The sequence below is a fragment of the Pseudomonas sp. R19M genome, from assembly GCF_050312585.1.
GTDB classification, from domain to species: Bacteria; Pseudomonadota; Gammaproteobacteria; order Pseudomonadales; family Pseudomonadaceae; genus Aquipseudomonas; species Aquipseudomonas palleroniana.
Genome location: NZ_JBNPJV010000045.1, coordinates 22,629 through 43,583, shown reverse-complemented (window position 1 = coordinate 43,583; position 20,955 = coordinate 22,629). Strand labels below are relative to the sequence as shown.

The following is a 20,955-nucleotide window of genomic DNA, read 5'->3' as shown; positions in this document are numbered from 1 at the left end:
CGCGTTTGCTCATGGGGATTCCAATAATGAAAAACCCTTATGCTCCCGCTTTCTGGTGCGTGCTCTTCGCGCTGGTGCTGTTATCGGCTGCCTATTTCTACGGTGTCATGCTCGCGCATCAACTCGACAAGGCCATGGTGTTCCTCGACAGCGCCTGCCTGGTGATCGGCACCTTGTCCATCGGCGTGGTGGCCTGGGCGTCGTACCAAGGCCAACGGGTAAAACGAAAACTGCTCGAACAGGGCAAGACTCGCGTGGCGATCTGGGACACCAAAGTCGCCCTGCGCCGCGTCGAAACCGTGTTCGACCGCTATTTCTGGGGCAGCTACTGGCAGCCTGGGCGCACCTTCCAGGAAGTCATGGGCGAACTCACCGGCACGCCCCTGGAAAAAAGCCTCGAAGCCCTGAAAAAACAGTGCGTGGTCCTCGACCGGCAGGTCGCCGACGGCAGGCATTGGCTGAAGAACGCCCGGGAACTATCGGACGTGGCCAACCAGATGGCCCGCGAGCGCTACCAGTTGGACTTCTGTGATCCCAAGGTCGACACCCCGGGCAATGCTGTGATCCACCGTGAATTCGAGGTGCTGGTCTACACCTGGACGGCGCGCCTGAAGAGCTTTGATCACCAACTCGATGAGATCGATATGGAGTACTCCTGAACCAAGTGCGGACTTGATCGCTCTGAGAAAACTGGGCCGTGCGCGGCCGCCAGTGCTAATCTTCCCCCGTTTTCGGCGGGCTTGAGCCAACCCCTGCGGGGTTCAAGGAAGACAGCCCACTTCTCACAGGATTTGATCAGGTCACTTCATGAATAAGCCAGCCGTTGTTTTCTTGGGTCTTGTTGTCGCGATCGGTGCCGTCAGTGCAGGCGGTGCCTGGTACACCGGTAAGCAATTGGAGCCGGTGCTGCAAACCGCGATCCAGAACGCCAACAAGGAACTGCAGACCGCCATGGCCGGCGTCGACGGCAACGTGAGCCTGGAGCTGGTGTCGCTGGAGCGCGGCGTGTTCAGCAGCACCGCGCACTACCGCCTCAAGGGGCAGGGCACGGTATTCGGCCAGGACAACCCGAACCCCGAGCTGCTGTTCGTTGACCATATCGAACACGGCCCCCTGCCGTTCTCGCGCCTGGTCACGCTGAAGTGGCTGCCGGTCATGGCGACCAGTCACTACGCTCTGGAAAAGAACGCCACCACTGAAAAATGGTTCGCTGCCAGCAAAGACGTGTCGCCGCTCAAAGGCGTGGCCAATATCGGCTACAGCCGTTCGGTCAGCGGTAACCTCGAGTTGCTGCCGCTGGAGCTCAAGGACGACAAATCCTCGGTGAGCTTCTCCGGCGCCAACCTGGACTTTGACAGCACCGCCGAAGGCCAGAAGGTCAAGGCCAACGGCTATATGAACAGCCTCAAGGTCAGTGCCATCGACGGCAATGGCGAGCCGTTCGAAGCCGAGCTGGCCGGCCTGACCGTGGCCAGCAACCTGCAAAAGTCCACCTTCGGCTTCTACACCGGGCAAAACACGGTTGAGTTGACCGACACCAAAGTCACCTTCGGCCCGCAGAAAGCCGTGCTGACCCTCAAGGGCTTCGAGCAGAAAGACACCAGCGAAACCAAGGACAACAACCTGGCCGGCCGTGTCGACTACAAAATCGACGAGATCGGTTACCAGGGCAAACCTGTTGGTTCGGCGGCCATGGCCCTGAGTATGAAGAACGTCGATATCCCGGCGATGCTGGTGCTGACCAAGCTCTACCAGGACAAGATGCAGCCGGTGCAAGCCGCCGCCGCTGCCGGCCAGCCAGTGCCTGAACTGCAATTGACCGAAGCCGAGCAGACCCTGGCTGAAACCAACGTCAACCAGGTGCTCGCCGCCAAGCCACAACTGGCGGTGGAAAACCTGTCACTGAAAACCACCCACGGCGAAAGCAAATTCAACCTGGTCGTGGACCTGGCCAAACCGGCCTCCATGGAGCTGCCGCCGGTTGAACTGGGCAAGCAGATGGTGGCCTTGCTGGATGCCAACCTGACCCTATCCAAGCCGATGGTGGCGGACGTGGCGGCGTTGCAGGCCCAGGTGGGCGGTGTCACTGACCCGCAAACCATCGAGCAGCAATCGCAGATGACGGCCGAAACGGTCAGTGGCGTGGCCGTTGGGTCTCAGTTGGCGACCCTGGTCGGTAGCGACGTAGTCTCCAAGCTGCATTACGCCAACAATGAAGTGACCTTCAACGGCCAGAAGATGACCGTCGAGCAATTCATCGGCTTTGTCATGGCTAAATTCGGCACCGTCAACCGCGCTCAATAACCCTACAGGTTGGGAGCACGGTTAGAAAATGTGGGAGGGGGCTTGCTCCCTCCCACCTGCACGGCTAATTCTGAACAATTGTTCCTGCCAGGTCTTTTCCTTACATTTCTGATGGATAGTTCCTACAGGAAAGCTAGGTCGGGTCACTAGACGCCGACACCCTGATGCAAACCGCTCAGGACCACCTATCGTTGTAGCTTTCCGTGTGTAAGGAAGCTCACGACATGCTGCGAAACCTCCCTCTCAGTGCGCCAGGCCGTCTGCGTCTGCTTATCGGCGCCGCTTTGTGCAGCCAGTTGCTCATCCCCGCCTGCGCATTGGCCGATCCGGCCTACGATGCGCTGATCATCCAAGCGCGTAACGGCAACTTCACGCCCGCCCTGACCCAATTGCGCCAACTGCCCGTCGAGCGACAGACGCCGGGGCAGATCAGCGATCACCTGGTCATCGCCGGCTGGGCCGGGCAAGACGCCGAAGTGCTGAAGGTGTACGAAGCCCAAGGCAAACATCGCAACCTGACGACCCAGGCACTGGCCACGGTGGCCCGTACTTATCGCAACCAGAAGCAGTGGCCGCAGGCCCTGGCGGTCTACCAGCAGGCGCTGCTGCGCGAGCCGAATAATGTCGATCTGAAACTGGGCGAGGCCCTGACCCAGGCCGACGCCGGCCAGACCAACGAAGCGCTGTTGCGCACCCGTGCGCTGGTGGCCGCCAAGCCGGATGACGCCAACCGGCGCATGGCCTTGGGCTACGCGCTGACCCGCGCCGGCCTGAACTACGATGCCCTGAATGAGTTCGACAAGGCATTCGTGCTCGCCGGCGACAAGCCTGAGGTGATCCGCGAATACATGGTTGCCCTGCAAAGGGCCCGCTTGCCGGAGCCGGCGTTGCGCCTGTCGGCCAAGCATCCGGGGGTGCTGGACGCGGTGACCCAGCGCCGCCTGGAAGGTGATCTCGCCGCCGAGCGCGTGCGGATGGCCGAGTTCGCCACGCGCAGCGAGAAAGAGCGTTATGTGATCGCTGACCGTGCCCTCAACGATTACGACCAACTGCTGGCCCGTTGGACGCCGGACGCCAGTGCCCATGACGATGTGGTGGGCTGGCGCATCGACCGCCTGGGAGCCCTCAAGGCGCGGGCACGCACCGCCGAGGTGATCCGCGAGTACCAAACCCTGCAAGGCGAGGGCGTGCAATTGCCGACGTACGCCATCCGTTGGGTCGCCGCCGCTTACCTCGACCAGCGCCAGCCGGAAAAAGCCGAGCCGCTGTACCGCCAGGCACTGGCTGCGCCGGATGCCGACCCGGCCGACCGTGTCGAAGACAGCACCGCGCTGTTCTACGCCCTGGTGGAAAGTGACAAAGCCCTGGAGGCCCGCGACGTCGCCAACAACCTGGCCAAGAGCCAGAACCCCCGCCAGGAACTCAAAGGCTTGCCCATCGGCAACCCCAACGACAACTGGATGGACGCGCAACAACTGGCCGCCCAGGCCAGCACCTTCACCGGCAACCTGCCGGACAGCGAAGCCGGCCTTGAAGCACTGGTGCAAAAAGCCCCCGGCAACGTCAGCCTGCAGCTGGCCCAAGCCAATATGTACCGTGCCCGCGATTGGCCGCGCCGCGCCGAGGCGGCGCTCAAGGAAACCGAAGCCCAGGCGCCGCGAGATATCGGCTTGGAAGTGTCCCAGGCCTATACCGCCATGGACCTGCAAGAGTGGCGGCAAATGGATGCGCTGACCGACGACGTGCTGGCGCGCAACCCGGACAACCGCCAGGTACAGCGCCTTGACCGTCTGCGTAATGTGCACCACATGGCCGAGCTGCGCGTGGAAGCCTACACCGGCAAAAGCTACGGCGGCGGCAATAATGGCGACGTTGGCGCCGTGAGCGGCAGCCGCGACTGGGGTATTGAAAGCGTGATCTACACGCCGCCCATCGATGAAGATTGGCGCCTGTTCGCAGGGGCCGGCTACGCCACTGCCGACTTCAGCGAAGGCACCGGCCAGCACCGTTGGCAACGTGTCGGCGTGGAGCGGCGTACCCGCGACATGACCCTGCAAGCCGAGGTGTCCAACCACTCCTACGGCTTTGGTTCCAAACAAGGCGCGAGCGTGTCGATTGCTCGCGACATCAACGACAACTGGCAATACGGCGGCAGCCTTGGCTACCTCCTGGCCACGACGCCGCTGCGGGCGTTGAATGCCGACATCACCGCCAATGGCGGCAGCGGTTTCATCCGCTGGCGTGCCAACGAAAGCCGTGAGTGGAAGCTGGCTGTGAGCCCGTCCCATTTCAGTGACGGCAACGACCGTCTCGAAGCCTTGCTCACGGGCCGCGAGGGCCTCTACAGCTCGCCCCATGTGCAAGTCGACCTGGGCCTGGAAGTCGGCGCCAGCCATAACACCAAGAGCGACACGGTGTACTTCAACCCCAAGTCGGACTTCACCGTGTTGCCCACGGTCACTGTCAATCATGTGCTCTACCACCGCTATGAAACCCAGTGGAGCCAGCAATTCCAGGTCGGTGTCGGTACCTACAGCCAGCGCGATTATTCCACTGGCGGTATCGGTTTGATCGGCTACGGCCAGCGCCTGCTCTGGAACGATGTGCTGGAGGTCGGTGCCAACCTGAGCCTGATCAGCCGCCCTTACGACGGCGACCGAGAACGCGATCTGCGTCTGCTCGTCGACCTCACTTACCGATTCTAGAAAGAGCCGACCATGACCGTCCTCCGCCATTGCTTGTTGATCCTGGGTGTAATGCTGGCCAGCGCCTGCGCCCAGCAACCCGCGCCTTACACCCCGCCCGCCGAACGGCCGATAGCGCCCAACGAAACGCCGTGGCCGAAAAACCACTTCCTGGGCATTGCCTACCACGACGTTAACGACCGCGACCCCGACCAGGCCGTGGTGGCGGTGCGTACCGAGCGTTTGATCGAGCAGTTGGCGTGGTTGCGCGAGAACGGCTATCAGGCGGTTTCCGTCGACCAGATCCTGGCGGCGCGCCGGGGCGGCCCAGAATTGCCGCCCAAGGCCGTCATGCTCAGTTTCGATGATGGTTATTCCAGCTTTTACACGCGGGTGATGCCGATCCTGCGCGCCTACCACTGGCCGGCGTTGCTGGCGCCGGTAGGCTACTGGATTGATACGCCGATGAATCAGCCGGTGGATTTCGCCGGGATGCCACGGCCGCGCGGGGAATTCCTCACCTGGCAGCAGATCCGGGAAGTGTCCCAGTCCGGGCTGGTGGAGATTGCCGCACACACTGACGCCAGCCACACCGGCATATTGGCCAACCCTCAGGGCAACCTGGAGCCGGCCGCGACCAGCCTGCGCTTTGACCCGGCCACGGGCCGCTATGAAACCCAGGCGCAGTTCGATGCGCGGATGCGTGCCGATATCGCCGCCATCTCGAAAAAAATCCAGACCGTCTCCGGCAAGGCGCCACGGGTCTGGGTGTGGCCGTACGGTGCGGCCAAGGGCACTACATTGGCGCTCGTCGCAGAGCAGGGTTACCAGATGGCGCTGACCCTGGACGACGGCATCGATGACCTCGGCAAACTGATGAACAGCCCGCGCTTCCTCGTCGCCTCCGACCCGGATGGCGAACACTTCGCCAACAGCATCGTCGCGGTACAAACCCCGGCGCCGTTGCGCGTGCTGCACGTGGACCTGGATAACGTGTATGACCCGGACCCGGCCCAACAAGCGCGCAACCTCGACCAGTTGGTGCAGCGCGTGGTGGACATGGGTGCGGGCACCGTCTTCCTGCAAGCCTTCGCCGACCCCAAGGGTGACGGCCTGGTGCGTTCGCTGTACTTCCCCAACCGTCACCTGCCGGTCCGTGCCGACTTGTTCAACCGCGTGTCCTGGCAGTTGCATACCCGCGCCCATGCCAGCGTCTATGCGTGGATGCCGGTGCTGAGCTTCGCCCTCGACCCCAAGTTGCCCCGCGTAACGCGTTGGGATCCGCAGACCGGCAAGGTCGGTCTCGACCCGGATCAATACAAGCGCCTGTCGCCGTTTGATCCCCAGGTGCGCAAGGTCATCGGTGAGCTCTATGAGGACCTGGCGCGCAACAGTCCCATCGACGGCGTGCTGTACCACGATGATGCGGTGCTGTCGGATTTCGAAGACGCCAGCCCCGCTGCGCTCAAGACCTATGCCGCCAACGGCCTGCCCGGCAGCATCGCGGCCCTGCGCGCCGACCCTGCGGTGATGCAACGCTGGACCCGCTTCAAGAGCCGCTACCTGATTGACTTCACCAATGAACTGACGGCCAAGGTCCGCGCCATTGGCGGGCCGCAGGTGCTGACCGCGCGCAATATCTTCGCCGAGCCGATGCTTAACCCGCCAAGCGAAGCCTGGTTTGCGCAGAACCTCGACGACTTCCTCCAGACCTATGACTGGACCGCGCCGATGGCCATGCCGTTGATGGAAGGCCAAACGCAGAAAAACTCCAATGCCTGGCTGGAGAAACTGGTTGCCACGGTCAAAGCCCGCCCCGGCGCGCTTGAACGCACGGTGTTCGAGCTGCAAGCCAAAGACTGGCGTACTCAAGAGGCGACCGACACCGACGGTGCGCAAATGGCTGAATGGATGGGGGTACTCAAACGCCAGGGGGTCAAGAGCTTCGGCTATTACCCGGACAACTTCCTGGAAAACTCACCGGACCTGAAAACCGTGCGTCCGGCCCTTTCCAACCAGTGGAATCCTTGATCATGTTCGACAGAATCCTGGCTTTATTCGTCCTGGCGCTGGTATTGGGCGTGCCCCTGGGCTTGATCTTCCTGGTCACCGGGCAGTTCCTGATGGACTTCGTGTTTTTCTACCCGTTGTTCATGTCGGGGCTGTGGATTGCCGGCGGCTTGTACTTCTGGCTGCATTGGGAGCGCCACTGGGCCTGGGAGGAAGACACCCCGGCGCCGACCCTGGCCGGCAACCCGATGATTTCGATCATCGTCCCTTGCTACAACGAGGGCGATAACGCTGCCGAGACCATTTACGCGGCGCTGGACCAGCTGTACCCGAATATCGAAGTGATCGCGGTCAACGACGGCTCTAGCGACAACACAGCCGCCGTGCTTGACGCCCTTGCTCTGGAAAACCCGCGCCTGCGCGTGCTGCACCTGGCGCAGAACCAAGGCAAGGCCGTGGCCCTGCGCATGGGCGCCGTGGCCGCCCGCAGTGAATACCTGGTGTGCATCGACGGCGATGCGTTGCTCGACAAAAACGCTGCCGCCTACATGGTTGCGCCAATGCTCGATAACCCGCGCCTGGGCGCCGTGACCGGCAACCCGCGCATCCGCACACGTTCCACCTTGATTGGTCGGGTGCAGGTGGGCGAGTTCTCTTCGATCATCGGTTTGATCAAGCGTACCCAGCGCGTGTTCGGGCGGATCTTCACCGTGTCGGGGGTGGTGGTGGCGTTCCGTAAAAAGGCGCTGGACCGCATCGACTACTGGAGCACCGACATGATCACCGAGGACATCGATGTCAGTTGGAAGCTGCAACTCGACCACTGGGCCATCTTCTACGAGCCTCGTGCCCTCTGCTGGATCCTGATGCCTGAAACCGTCGGCGGCCTGTGGAAGCAGCGCTTGCGTTGGGCCCAGGGCGGCGCCGAAGTGCTGTTCAAGAACATCCGTGGCATCTGGCAATGGCGCCATCGTTACCTGTGGCCGCTGCTGTTCGAATACTGCCTGTCCACCGGTTGGGCCTTCACCTTCCTGCTCTCGGTGATTTTCTGGGCCGTGGGTAAATTCATCGTGCTGCCACCGGCGATTGCCGTGGACTCGCTGGTGCCCCCGGCGTTTACCGGCCTGGTGCTGGCGATGGTGTGCCTGATGCAGTTTGCGGTGAGCATCCTGATTGACCGGCGTTATGAAAAAGACCTGTGGAAGACCCTGTTCTGGACCGTGTGGTACCCGATGGTGTTCTGGCTGGTCAGCTTGTTGACCACGCTGGTCAGCTTTCCCAGGGTGTTGTTCAAGCAACACCAGAAGCGCGCACGCTGGGTCAGCCCGGATCGCGGTATCAAACCCAGCCCAGAGGAGGCGTGAGCATGAAACTGGTCAGAACCCGGCAAAACGCCGTGATGTGGTTCATCGATGTGCTGTTGACCCTGGCGGCCTGGGCCGGTCTGATCTGGCTGCTGGCGCGTGGTATGAGCGCCATGCTGGAAACCCATGGCGGTCCACGCCTGGAAGCGCCGATCTTCGCCGCACTCAATACCTTGCAGGTGTACCTGTGGATCGCGGTGTTCAACGCGCTGATCCTGATCAGTTGGGCGCGTTACCAACAACGAAAGGGCCGCAAGTTCGCCCAGCGCCGCGCCGAGGCGAATGCCCTGAGCGACAAGCTCCTGATTGAGAGTTTCAAGTTGGGTGAAGGCGACCTGGAACAATTGCGCAAGCCGGGTGTGCTGGTGATCCACAACGACGAAGAGGGTGGCGTGGGGGAAGTGAAGCCCCATGTGTCCCGTGACGTGGAGCGCCCGCCGCTGACCCTGGTGCCCGGCCAGCCAAAAGACCAAGGCGCCGGTAACATGTAGGAGCGAGCTTGCTCGCGAAAAATATCAACGATAACGTGGGTTGCCTGAATGAGCGCGGCGCCCGCGAGTTTTTCGCGAGCAAGCTCGCTCCTACAAAAAAGCGGTGGGGGCAGTCGGTGGATGAATCCGATAAATGGGATCCAATTCAAACTATACCCGCGAACTTTTCCCCAAACCCTCGCACTAACCTAACGCGCCAAGAGCTTAGTGGCCTAATAATGGCAACTAATCGGTTCTTCGCCTTATCGCCATCAAAAAATCAGCCACCTGTCGGAATAATCCTTCACGGTATCGGCATGTTTGTTTTTTGATAGGTTTTAATTGTTATTAATCAATGGGTTGTGGGTTTAACGCGGGCGAATGTGCAACTGGCCCAGTGTCTTTGAACGCTGGAAGTTCGATGTTAATTTGCCGCCCCTTGATTTTTCGATGGATCGAACATGTCTTTGTTACCACGGACTCGGTATTTACTGTGCACTGTCTTGCTCGCCTACTTGAGCCTGAACAGCGCCACCGCCGCCCCCACGCCGGGCGATCAAGACTTGATCCGCGACCGGCAGAATCGCCTGCTCGAAGAGCAGCAGCGACGCCTTGAAGAACTCAAGGACCTGCCCGGCAAAGAGACCAAGCCCCAGGCCCCGGCCACGCCTGCGGACACCCGCTGCTTCCCGATCAAAGACATCGAACTCAAGGGCGCCGACAGCCTGTCTGCCAGCGACCGCACGCTGCTGCTCAAACCCTATGTCGGCCAATGCCTGGGCGTCTCGCAACTCAATGAACTGCTCAAGGTCATCACTGACTATTACATCGCCAAAGGCCGCGTCACCAGTCGCGCCTACCTGCCGCAGCAGGACCTCTCCAGCGGCCACCTTCAGGTGTTGGTGGTGGAAGGCAAACTCGAAGCGGTGCGAAGCGCAGACGGCAGCAACGTCACCGACCGCGAACTGGCCATGGCGTTTCCCGGCAAGGTCGGTCAAGCGCTGAACCTGCGCGAAGTCGAGCAATTGGTGGACCAGCTCAACCGTCTGCCGTCGAAACAGGCGCAAATGGAACTGACCCCCGGCCAGCAGATCGGTGGCAGCGACGTGGTGGTCAAAAACACCCCACAAAAGCCCTGGCGCGCCAGCCTGTCGCGCAATAACGACGGGCAACGCAGCACCGGTGAACAGCAATGGGGCGCGGGCCTGGAGTGGGACAGCCCGCTGGGCCTGGCCGACCAACTGGTGCTGCGCGGCGGCCACGACGCCATCAGCGACCACCAGAAGACCTCGAAAAACAGCATGCTTTATTACAACGTGCCGTGGGGCTGGTGGAACTTCACTTATACCTACAGCGAGAGCGATTACCGCGCCATTGGCTATTCCGACACCTTCAAGTTCAAGCAGTCGGGCGACAGCCAGAACCACCAATTGCGTGCCGAACGGGTGATCCACCGCGATGACGTCAGCAAGACCTCGCTCAACGTCGGCCTGGCTCACCTGCGCACCAACAACTACATCCTCGATAGCCGTGTCGACGTGAGCAGCAACCGCCTCAGTGAGTTGCAGTTTGGCATCAACCACGGCCGACGCATCGGCAACGCCTTCGTCAACGTCGACCTGGGCGTGCAGAACGGCATCGGCGCCTTTGATGCTCAGCGCGACGACCAGCATCGCGATCAGTTCGGCAACCTCACGCCCACCCCGGATTACCGCAAATACACGGCCACCGTCAGCTACTTGCAGCCGTTCAGCCTGTGGGGCGAGTCGTTCAGTTTCACCAGCCTGGCCACCGGGCAGCGCAGTGAAGACGTGCTGTTCTCGCCGCAACGCATCAGCCTCGGCGGCTCGTCGTCGGTGCGCGGTTTCAAGGACCAGCAACTGTCCGGCGACAGCGGCGGCTACTGGCGCAATGAAGTGCGCTGGGCGCGCCCGGTCACCCTTGAATGGTTGCGCCCGGCCTTCGCCGAATACGGCACCAGCCTCGGTTACGACCAGGGCGTGATTCGCAACGACCGATACAACGGCGACAACCACGGCCGCGTCTCAAGCAACTCCGTGGAACTGTTCGCCCGCGGCAAATACGTCAGCACCAGCGTGACGTTTGCCCATTCGTTGGAAAGACCGGGGGTAGTGACCGAGCGCGAAGCGCCGATCTACTTTCGCATGGACTTCTTCCTGTAATTCAACGCCCGTTACATCGAGAATTTGACAATGGATGTTCGCCACTTTGCCTTTCTGGCCCGCCAACCTTCCGCTGCGCTGAAGCCGCGCGATTCGTTCCTTGGCTTGCCCAAGCGCGGCCTGGTGCTGATCCTGGCCAACGCGCTGTTCTGGCAGCCCTTGCTGGCCCAGGCCGAAGGCATTGTGGTCAGCAACCCGGCCACCAGCGTCGGCCAGGCCGGCAATGGCGTGCCCGTGGTGAACATCGCCACGCCCAATGGCGCAGGCTTGTCCCATAACCAGTTCAAGGACTACAACGTCGGCGCCAACGGCGTCATCCTCAACAACGCCACCGGCGCGGTGCAAAACACCCAGCTGGGCGGCTACATCGTCGGTAACCCGAACCTCAAGGGCGGCGCGGCGAACGTCATCCTCAACGAAGTCAACGGCGGCAGCCCGAGCCAGTTGCGCGGCTACACCGAAGTGGCGGGGCAGTCGGCCAAAGTCATCGTCGCCAACCCCTATGGCGTCACCTGCAGCGGCTGCGGTTTTATCAACACCCCGAATGTCACGCTGACCACCGGTAAACCGGTGATCGACGCAAACGGCCAACTGCAGCGTTACCAAGTCGACGGCGGCGCCGTGACTATCGATGGCCAAGGCTTGAACGCCAGCAACGTCGACCGCTTCGAGATCATCACCCGTTCGGCCAAGATCAACGCACAGATCAACGCCCGCGAGCTGGCCGTGGTTGCCGGGCGCAACGACGTCGACGCCCAAAGCCTGAAAGCCACCGCACGTGCCGACGACGGCAGCGCCAAACCCGAGCTGGCGATTGACTCCTCGGCCCTGGGCGGCATGTATGCCGGCGCGATCAAACTGGTGGGCACCGAAGCCGGTGTGGGCGTGAAGCTCGACGGCACCCTGGCGGCCAGTGGCGGCGATATTCAGCTCGATGCCAATGGGCGCCTGAGCATGGCGCAGGCGGCGGCCACCGGCAACGTCAAGGTCACCGCGCAGACTGTCGACCTCACCGACAAGGTCTACGCCAACGGCAACGTGCAGGTCTCCAGCGCCCAGGCACTGGTCAACCGCAAGAGCATCGCCGCCGGCCAGCGCATCGAAATCAACGCGGCCAGCGTCACCAACCCCGGCATCATCGAAGCCGGTGTCGCCGCCGACAACAGCCGCAACGCCACCGGCGATCTGGTGGTCAACGCACAAACCGTCACCACCAGCGGCAACCTGCTGGCCAGCCGGGCGCTGGCGATCACTGCCGCGCAAGCGCTGACCAACCAGGGCGCGATCATCCAGGCCAAGACCGTCGACGTCAGCAGCGCCACACTCACCAACCAGGGTGCCGGCGCACGCCTGTTCGGCGAGCAGAGCCTGGCGCTCAACTCGCCGGCCATCGTCAACCTCGGCGGGTTGATTCGCTTCGGTGAAGGCCAGGCCGCCACGCTCAACAGCGCATCCCTGGATAACCGCCAAGGCCGTATCGAAATGGCCGGCGGCAGCCTGGTGCTGACCAGTGCCGACCTGAACAACAGCGGCGGGCAAGTCATCGCCAACGACTTGACCGTCAACGCCGGCAACCTGAACAACCAGAATGGCGTGCTGGTGGCCAAAACCACCACCGTCAAGGCCAACGCCCTCGACAACAGCCTCAAGGGTTTGATCCAGGCAGACGGCGGCGCGCTCAACCTGAACGTTGCCAACGGTTTCAATAACAACCAGGGTTTCGCCCAGGCCAGCACCGACCTCAACGTCACCGCCGGCACCCTCAGCAGCAACGCAGGCGGCGTACTGAGCGCCGACACCGGCAAACTCACCCTTACCGCCGCGCAACAGCTCAGCAATGCCCAGGGTCGCCTGCAGGCCGGGCAGGGCGATATTGAATTGCACGCGGCAAACCTGGATAACCAGAGCGGTGTGATCGTCGGCAAACAACTGCTGCTCGACGTGGCCGGTGGCGACATCGACAACCGCGCCGGACGCGTGTTGGGCGACCACCTCGACGTGCGCGCCTCCGGCCTCGACAACCGCAACGCCGGCCTGCTGGCTGGTGGCGCCCAAGGCGTCAGCCTGCTGCTCAAAGGCCCGGGCCAATTGCTCAACGCCCAAGGCCGTATCCAGAGCGAAGGCCTGCTGCAACTGCAAGGCGAGCGCTTCGACAACAGCGCCGGCATCCTGCTGGGCCAGACCGTTGACGTGACCGCGCAGACCTTCAACAACAGCGCCAAAGGCGCGCTGGTCAGCGATGGCGGCGACGTGGTGCTCAAGGTCAGCGACCTGCTCACCAACGTGGGCGGCCAGATCGACGCGGGCGAACGCAGCGTGCTGGTCAAGCAACTCACCACCCTCAACAACACTGGCGGCACCCTGCGCGGCAAGCGCCTGGACATCACCGCACAGCAACTGAACAACGACAACGGCCAACTGCTGGCCGGTGCCGAAGGCGTGAGCTACAGCGGCCAGGACCTGAGCAACCGCAAGGGCCTGATCCTCAGCAGCGGCGCCCCTACCGTACTGACCACCAGCCGCCTGCAAAACCAGGGCGGCACCGTGCAGGGTGACAGCCTGAGCGTCACCGCCAACACTGCCGATAACAGCAGCGGCGGCCTGATGGCGAGCCTGGTCGGCAATCTGCAACTGACCGTCGAAGCCCTCAACAATCGTGGTGGCAAACTGTTCGGCAAAGAACAAGTGACCGTCAGCGGCGCCACTCTCGACAACAGCGCCAATGGCCAGCTCAGCGGCAACCAGATCAGCCTGACCTCACGTGACACCCTCACCAACCAGGGCGGCCTGATCGAAGCCAACCAGGGCCTGACTTTCACTGGCGGCAACCTGGATAACAGCGCCAACGGGCAACTGCGTGCGCTGGGCGGGTCCAGCAGCCGCGTCAACCTCAGCGGTGCGTTGAACAACCAGAACGGCACCCTCGAATTCGGCAGCCAGGCCTTCAGCCTTGACGCAGCCAGCGTCAACAACCAGAACGGGATGCTGCAACACGCTGGCACCGGCCTGTTCCACCTCAACACCGCGAGCCTCTCCGGCAGCCAGGGCAATATTCAGGGCATGGGCGGCGCCGATTGGGCGTTCGGTAAAGTCGATGGCTTGGGTCGTGTGCAACTCAACGAAGTACTCACCTACAAGAGCGACCAAGCGCTGGCCCTCAAGGCCGGCGATCGCATGGCCAGCGCCAAGGGCTTGATCCTCAACGTGGCGAGCCTGGACAACGGCGGTGAACTGCTCAGCGACGGCGACTTGAGCATCACCACCGGCGATATCACCAACAGCGGCCGCGTATCGGCCCTGCAAACACTCACCGTCGCCGCCAACAACCTCAGTCAAAACGGCGGCCGCCTGGCGGCCACCCATGCGCGCCTGAGCCTGGGCGGCAGCCTGGACAACCTCGGTTTCCTCACCGCCCGCCAGCAACTGGATATCGCCGCCGCGCAAATCAACAACCGCGGCACCCTCGGTGCCCAGGGCGCAGTGAACCTCACCGCAGTCAACGGCATCACCAATGCCGCCAACACGCTGCTGTTCAGCGGCGGCGACATGACCTTGCGCAGCAATGGCTTCAGCAACAGCTATGGCGATGTCTACAGCAAAGGCAACCTGAGCTTCGCCGCCCGCGATGGCGGGCGTGCCGTGCTGTTCAGCAACCGTTCCGGCACCGTGGAAAGCGAAGGCTCCATCGGCATCAATGCGGGCTTTATCGAAAACGCCAAAGATGAATTCGAACTCGGGCAAACGCTGACCACCGGCAGCTTGAGTTGGATCTGTGGCCAGCACTGCGGCGAGAGCGACAACTGGGAACGTGGCGAGATCACCATCTACGAAACGTACCTTGAGGCGGCGACCAAGGACTCGGTAGCGGCGCGCCTGGTGGCTGGCAAAAACATGCTGCTGCAAGGCGACACTGTGCAGAACCGCTACAGCCTGATGGCCGCCAATGGCGACCTGAGCATCACCGCCGGTGACCTGCTCAACCAGGGCGCCGCGACGCGCACGGGCCAGCGCAAGCTTGTCATCGGCACGCCAGGTCACGTCTCCGACGATTTGTTTGAACGCATGCAATATGTCGACGTGCCCGCGTTCAATGCGGCCACGGCGGCCGGGAATTTCGATAAGGCGCGCTTCGAAGAACTCAAAAGCCGCTCACCCAACAGCCTGCCGTTCGCCTACGCAAGTGACGTCACCACCTGGACCAACAACGGCGGCCCCGGCTACGACGCCACCCTGCAAGCCGGCGGCAGCGTCAACCTCAATGTCGCCCGCACCTTGCAAAACGGCACGCTGCATAACAACACCCTGGCCCAGTTGACCGGCACCCTCGGAGACGACCAGACGGGTATCCCCGTCGGCGGTATCAACATCAACCTGAGTAAGCACGCCAACGACGCCAGCGCCCAGGCACCCGGCACGGTATTGCCGGTTGTCGGTGCCGCCCCCGGCGGCGGCTTCGTGCCCGTGGATTACACCGGCACCGCGTTCGCGGCGGTCGACCCCACCACCTCGCCCCACTTCCAACTGCCCAAGGGCGAGTACGGCCTGTTCGTCAAGAGCGCCGACCCTACCAGCCACTACCTGATCGAGACCAACCCCGAGTTCACCTCGGCGTCCGGTTTCTTCAGCTCCGACTACATGCTCGGCAAGCTCGGCTACAACGCTGACAACGCCTGGCGCCGACTGGGTGACGGCCAATACGAAACCCGCCTGATCCGCGACGCCGTCCTCGCACAAACCGGCCAACGCTTCCTCGCTGGCGGCCTGGCCAGCGACGCCGACCAGTTCCGCTACCTGATGGACAACGGCCTCGCCAGCAAAGACGCCCTGCGCCTGAGTCTCGGCGTGTCTCTGACCAGCCAGCAAGTTGGTGCCCTGACCCACGACATCGTGTGGATGGAAAACCGCGTGGTCGACGGCCAGACAGTCCTCGTGCCCGTGCTGTACCTGGCCCAGGCCGACTCACGCAACGTGCGCGGCAACAGCCTGATCCAGGGCCGCGACCTCAACCTCGTCACCGGCGGCGACCTGATCAACGTCGGCACCCTGCGCGCCAGCAACAACCTCTCCGCCGTCAGCAGCGGCAGCATTTACACCGGCGGCCTGGTCGAGGCCGGCAACAACCTGAGCCTGCTGGCCCAGGACAGCATCCGCAACGCCATGGCCGGCGAAATACGCGGCAAACAAGTCAGCCTCACGGCGCTCAAAGGCGACGTCACCAACGACAACACCGCCATCCAGGTGCGTGACGGCGCCGGTATGCGCACCCTCACCGACACCAGCGCCGGCACCATCGTCGCCCGCGAAAACCTCGCCATCGATGCCGGCCGCGACCTCACCAACCGAGGCGCGCTGGTAGCAGGCAACGACGCCAACCTCACCGCCGGCCGTGACCTCAACCTAGTCGCCGCCAGCGACACTCGCGTGAAGCACGCATTCAGCGACGGCGGGCATAAATCCAGCATCACCACCGACGTCAAAAACCTCGCCGCCAGCGTCACGGCGGGCGGCAACCTGAATATGCAGGCCGGGCAAGACGTCAACATCATCGGCAGTACCGCCACCGCCGGCAAAGACCTCAACATCGCTGCCGGCCGCGACTTCAACGTTGCGTCGGTCAGCGACATGCATAACGTCGAAGGCAAGGAAAAGGACGGCAAAAAACGCATCAAGACCTCGGACGACCAGACCACTCAAGTGGCGAGCGTACTGACGGCGGGTGGGGATTTTGTCAGCCAGGCTGGGCGTGACACCACGATCGTGGCGAGCAGGATCAGCGCGGGGAATGAGGCTTATCTGTATAGCGGGGATAAGTTGAACCTGCTGGCGGCGCAGAACAGCACGCATACGTTGTATGACATGAAAGAGAGCGGCGGCTGGGGCGCGAAAAAAGCCAAGCGCGATGAAGTCACCCAGACCACCAACGTCGGTACCGAAATCAAAACCGTAGGTAACCTGACGCTGGTCAGCAATGGCGACCAGCGTTACCAAGTCACAAAGCTCAATAGCGGTAACGACCTGATTCTGAAAAGCGGCGGCGCCGTGGCGTTTGAAGGCGTGAAGGATTATCACGACGAGAGCCATACCAAGAGCAAGAGCAACATGGCTTGGTTCTCGATGAAGGGCAAAGGCAAAACCGATGAAACCTTGCGTCAGAGTGAACTGGTTGCCAAGGGGCAGACTGTCATCGAAGCCGTTAACGGTCTGAAGATTGACGTTAAACAAGTCGACCAGCAAACCGTCAGCCAGACCATCGACACCATGGTCAAGGCCGACCCGCAATTGGCCTGGCTCAAGGACGCCGAGAAGCGCGGCGACGTGGATTGGCGCCAGATAAAAGAGCTGCATGACTCCTTTAAATACAGCAACTCTGGTATGGGCCAGGGGGCCATGTTGGCGGTCATCATTATCGTCACCATTGTCACGGCAGGTGGTGCGAGTGCACTGGTGGGCGCAGGAGCATCGGCCGGTTCAACCATGGCCGCCGGCACTGCTGCGGTTGCGGCGACCAGTACGTCGGCGGCGGTAGCAGCCACAAGTGCTGGGCTAGGTAACATGATGGCCACCGCCGCACTGACCTCTCTAGCCAGTACCGGTGCCGTGAGTACAATCAACAACAAAGGCAACATCGGCATTGCGCTCAAGGACACCTTCAGCAGCAGCAGTCTGAAAAACGCCGCCATCGCTGGGCTGGCAACCGGGGCGTTGAACTACGCAGACAGTAATTGGTTCAAGGGCGCAAGCCCTGCCGACGGAGCGGGCGCGAAAGTCACAACGGCAGGGCCGGTGCAGAACCCGGGCTATTCCAGTGATTGGCTCAGTTGGCCGAAAGCGCAGGATGCAGTCCTACGCGGTGGCACCCATGCCGTCATCGAAAGTGGCATTTCCACTGCCATCAACGGCGGCAGTCTGAAGGACAATCTAGGCTCCGCCTTGGTGTCGCAAGGTTTCGACCTTGCCGCTGCTGCCGGCAACAAGGGCCTTGGCAATCTGGCGAACGACCTTAATCTGAGCCCCGGCTCAGCGGAGAAGGTCCTGATGCACGCCATCCTGGGCGGTGCACTTTCAGCTGCTCGAGGCGGTGACTTCAAGACCGGCGCCATTGCCGCTGGTGCGGCTGAAGGGCTGACAGCAATTGCGACCGAGAACTTGGGTAAATACCTGGATGATCGTTTTGCAAAGGATGATCAATTCAAAGTCGCAACCGCGCAAATCATCGGTATTGCGGCCGGGTCTCTGGTAAACGGCAATCCGAATGACGCCGCTTGGGTGGCGGGCAATGTTGAGCGCTACAACGAGCAACTGCACCCACGAGCCGCAGACCTGATCAAAGAACAAGCGCCAAAAATGGCAGCGGACCTGAATATCAGCCAGGAAGAGGCCTCGCGGCGCATGGCGGTTGCGCTGGCGTATTACACCGATGAAGGCTGGAGCAAATCAATCCCGGCAGATGATGTAAGCAATATCGATACAGCGACCATGCAGCACTTAGGTATCGCTTTGGCGCCCATTGCGGATAACTACGCCCGAACCGACGCGTCCGCAGACGGAAGCCAGCGTGGGTACAGTGGCAACGAGACGGCAGCGTTGATTCTCGATTTCAAGGACACCCGCCCATCTGCCTACAAAGACAGCACTAGAAATATCGACTACCTAGGCGACCCTGAAGGGCACAACAGCCAAGGGACAGTGGATTTCTATCAGTCCAACTTGAACTACAGCGATAAGCCGACGGACTACCTGGAAAGCTTCAAAGGCGGGGTGGCTGGTATCGGTCGCAGTGCCTGGGGGCTAGTTGCTTCCACTGCCAAGCTCGGTGGTGAGCTTTTAGGCGGAAACGCACTGGGCGTCGCCAACGATTTCCTGGGACCGGTCGCAGATCCGTCTCTAGACCCGGTTGGTCAAATGACTACCCGGCAAACGGGTAGGGCACTCGTTTCGAAGTTTCAAGGCAACAGCTATGAATCAGCTGCGCAAGTTTCAGAATTAGTCACTGACGCTGCAACCATGGCCGCCCCAGGTTCTTCTGCAGCCAGATTTGGGCAAATTTCCAAGGCTAGCGAAGCCTCAGCATTTATCAGGGCCGACGGAGCTCTAGCGGCGAGAAGTGAAGCCGCTGCGGGGCTGACGACTCGATTGGCGGATGACATCCCAACCTATGGTCTGAGCCCCAATAGTTTTGACACTACTTTACAGTTTGAGCGCTCAGGCGCTCGTACACCGACCACATCCATCAACGCCTATCAACCGACTGCCCTTACTGGTGATTTAGGCAGCTACATTAGAACCGATGACTTACTTGCTGCCAGAAGCAATGAAGTCGTGCTGACGAAATACAAAGAGCCTTGCTGCTTCGCGGCAGGTACTAAAGTCTCAACTCCGAACGGCGACCGCGCCATTGAATCGCTTAGGGTCGGGGACGTGGTCTGGAGCAAGCCGGAAAGGGGCGGCAAACCTTTCGCCGCGAAGATTCTGGCGACCCATCAGCGCTCCGACCAACCGATTTACCGCCTTAAACTGAAAAGCGTTAGGGCAGACGGTGAAGCTAAGGGCGAAACCCTGTTAGTCACGCCGGGTCACCCGTTCTATGTTCCGGCTAAACGCGACTTTATTCCTGTCATCGATCTGAAACCGGGCGATCTGCTGCAGTCTCTGGCGGATGGCGAGACGAACAACACCTCGTCTGAGGTGGAGTCGCTGGAGCTTTACTTGCCAATGGGCGAGACCTTCAACCTAACGGTAGACGTGGGACACACGTTCTACGTTGGGGATTTGAAAACGTGGGTGCACAATACCGGGCCGTGTGCGTTGCCTCCTGACTTCTTCTCGAAAAAAGGAGGCGTCAGCACAGCCGACAAAGTAGCTGAGGGCGAAGTGGGTACGTATGGATCTACGGCTCCTCGTAGCGTCGGTGATGGTCTCACCCCGGACCATATCCCTTCGTTTGCGGCTGTTAAAGAGTCATTACGTCAGATGGGTATTGAGCTGACAGACGTTGAGTTGAAAGCCCTTCGCAATAATACCAATTGTGTCATAGTCAAAACCTGTAGCCATATGACAGACTCGCGAACTTTTGGTGGGCGAAACAATCCCGAGAAAGTCAGATTAGATGGTTCCAATCTGTATAAGGCAGCTGAGGCCGATATCGACACGTGGGTGCCCGTATGGAAAAGCGAAGGTTGGTCAGCTAGTAAGATTGAAAATACTCGGAAAGAACTTCACGATTCAAATAAAAAATTATTTGACGAAATAGGTATTAAGTATGAATCCAAATGAATACATAAATACGCCATTAATCGAGGCTCTCGAAGATTTTAGAAAGAGTTTTTCGATAGTTGAGTACTCGAAAGTTGAAAGTGATGAGTTTTTAAAATTGCCGGAGTGTGGTGTTTATTTTCAGGCGGGCGATGATGGCGTTATTGTAGGGTACAGAGTTTATTATCAGGCGGTTGGGGAATATTATCCAGCTTCCTCTGAAACTAAAAAAGCGTGTGCGGATCTTGAAACTATTGAAGACGCAACGGTTCATTTTGGTGCTCCCTCACGCGACGTGCCTTCCATAAAAATCCCAGGAAGGGCTCCTACAAACCCTGGATGTGAGTTCATGGTGAGGGAGCAAGTGGTGACTGTTTACTATGATGCTGAGAGCAGGTTTGTTAATTATATTCATGTGAAGAAAAAAAAATAATAGGAAACGCTGGGAGCAGATCATAGGGCTTAAGCGAGGGCGTTTTTATTAAATTGAATATAAATTGCAACAGCGTTTATTTTTGCTTCTAGATGGTGGTGGTGAAAGAAAAAATAGTGGGCGGACCACGGCTTTGCTTTTTTAGAGTTCATGAAGAATAGTGGTCTGTCCCCTATTTGTCGTAAGTCCCTAGACGAACTTAATATGGTCGTAACGGAATTGCGCGATCGATGGAAAATCGATCCTTTTCTTTTG

The 20,955-nt window shown here is 60.7% G+C and carries 9 protein-coding genes; all 9 read left to right on the top strand.

Going from position 1 to position 20,955, the window contains the following annotated elements:
* Positions 1-26 precede the first annotated feature (26 nt).
* The 9 genes from ACQRBT_RS08370 to ACQRBT_RS08330 all read left to right on the top strand — a co-directional run bounded on the left by ACQRBT_RS08370 (position 27) and on the right by ACQRBT_RS08330 (position 20,700).
* A complete protein-coding gene (locus ACQRBT_RS08370; protein ID WP_060755500.1) occupies positions 27-659 on the top strand; it encodes a hypothetical protein in 633 nt (210 codons plus the stop codon).
* 148 nt (positions 660-807) lie between these two features.
* Positions 808-2,304: a YdgA family protein gene (locus ACQRBT_RS08365; RefSeq protein WP_060755501.1), complete on the top strand. Its 1,497-nt coding sequence runs from the start codon at positions 808-810 to the stop codon at positions 2,302-2,304.
* A 224-nt stretch (positions 2,305-2,528) separates the two neighbouring features.
* A complete protein-coding gene (gene pgaA / locus ACQRBT_RS08360; RefSeq protein ID WP_412047460.1) occupies positions 2,529-5,009 on the top strand; it encodes a poly-beta-1,6 N-acetyl-D-glucosamine export porin PgaA in 2,481 nt (826 codons plus the stop codon).
* A gap of 12 nt (positions 5,010-5,021) precedes the next feature.
* Entirely contained in the window at positions 5,022-7,019 is a 1,998-nt protein-coding gene (pgaB, locus tag ACQRBT_RS08355) for a poly-beta-1,6-N-acetyl-D-glucosamine N-deacetylase PgaB (RefSeq protein WP_412047461.1), read from the top strand.
* Positions 7,020-7,021: 2 nt separating this feature from the next.
* Positions 7,022-8,362, top strand: coding sequence for a poly-beta-1,6-N-acetyl-D-glucosamine synthase (gene pgaC / locus ACQRBT_RS08350; RefSeq protein WP_412047462.1), 1,341 nt, complete (start codon positions 7,022-7,024; stop codon positions 8,360-8,362).
* A gap of 2 nt (positions 8,363-8,364) precedes the next feature.
* Positions 8,365-8,853, top strand: coding sequence for a poly-beta-1,6-N-acetyl-D-glucosamine biosynthesis protein PgaD (gene pgaD, locus ACQRBT_RS08345; RefSeq protein ID WP_060755505.1), 489 nt, complete (start codon positions 8,365-8,367; stop codon positions 8,851-8,853).
* A gap of 440 nt (positions 8,854-9,293) precedes the next feature.
* Complete coding sequence (locus ACQRBT_RS08340; RefSeq protein ID WP_412047463.1) at positions 9,294-11,015, top strand: ShlB/FhaC/HecB family hemolysin secretion/activation protein; 1,722 nt, start codon at positions 9,294-9,296, stop codon at positions 11,013-11,015.
* 30 nt (positions 11,016-11,045) lie between these two features.
* Positions 11,046-20,288, top strand: a complete 9,243-nt coding sequence (locus ACQRBT_RS08335) for a DUF637 domain-containing protein (RefSeq protein ID WP_412047464.1) — start codon at positions 11,046-11,048, stop codon at positions 20,286-20,288.
* A complete protein-coding gene (locus ACQRBT_RS08330; RefSeq protein ID WP_412047465.1) occupies positions 20,275-20,700 on the top strand; it encodes a hypothetical protein in 426 nt (141 codons plus the stop codon). Before ACQRBT_RS08335 ends, ACQRBT_RS08330 begins: the two co-directional genes overlap by 14 nt.
* Positions 20,701-20,955: the final 255 nt, after the last annotated feature.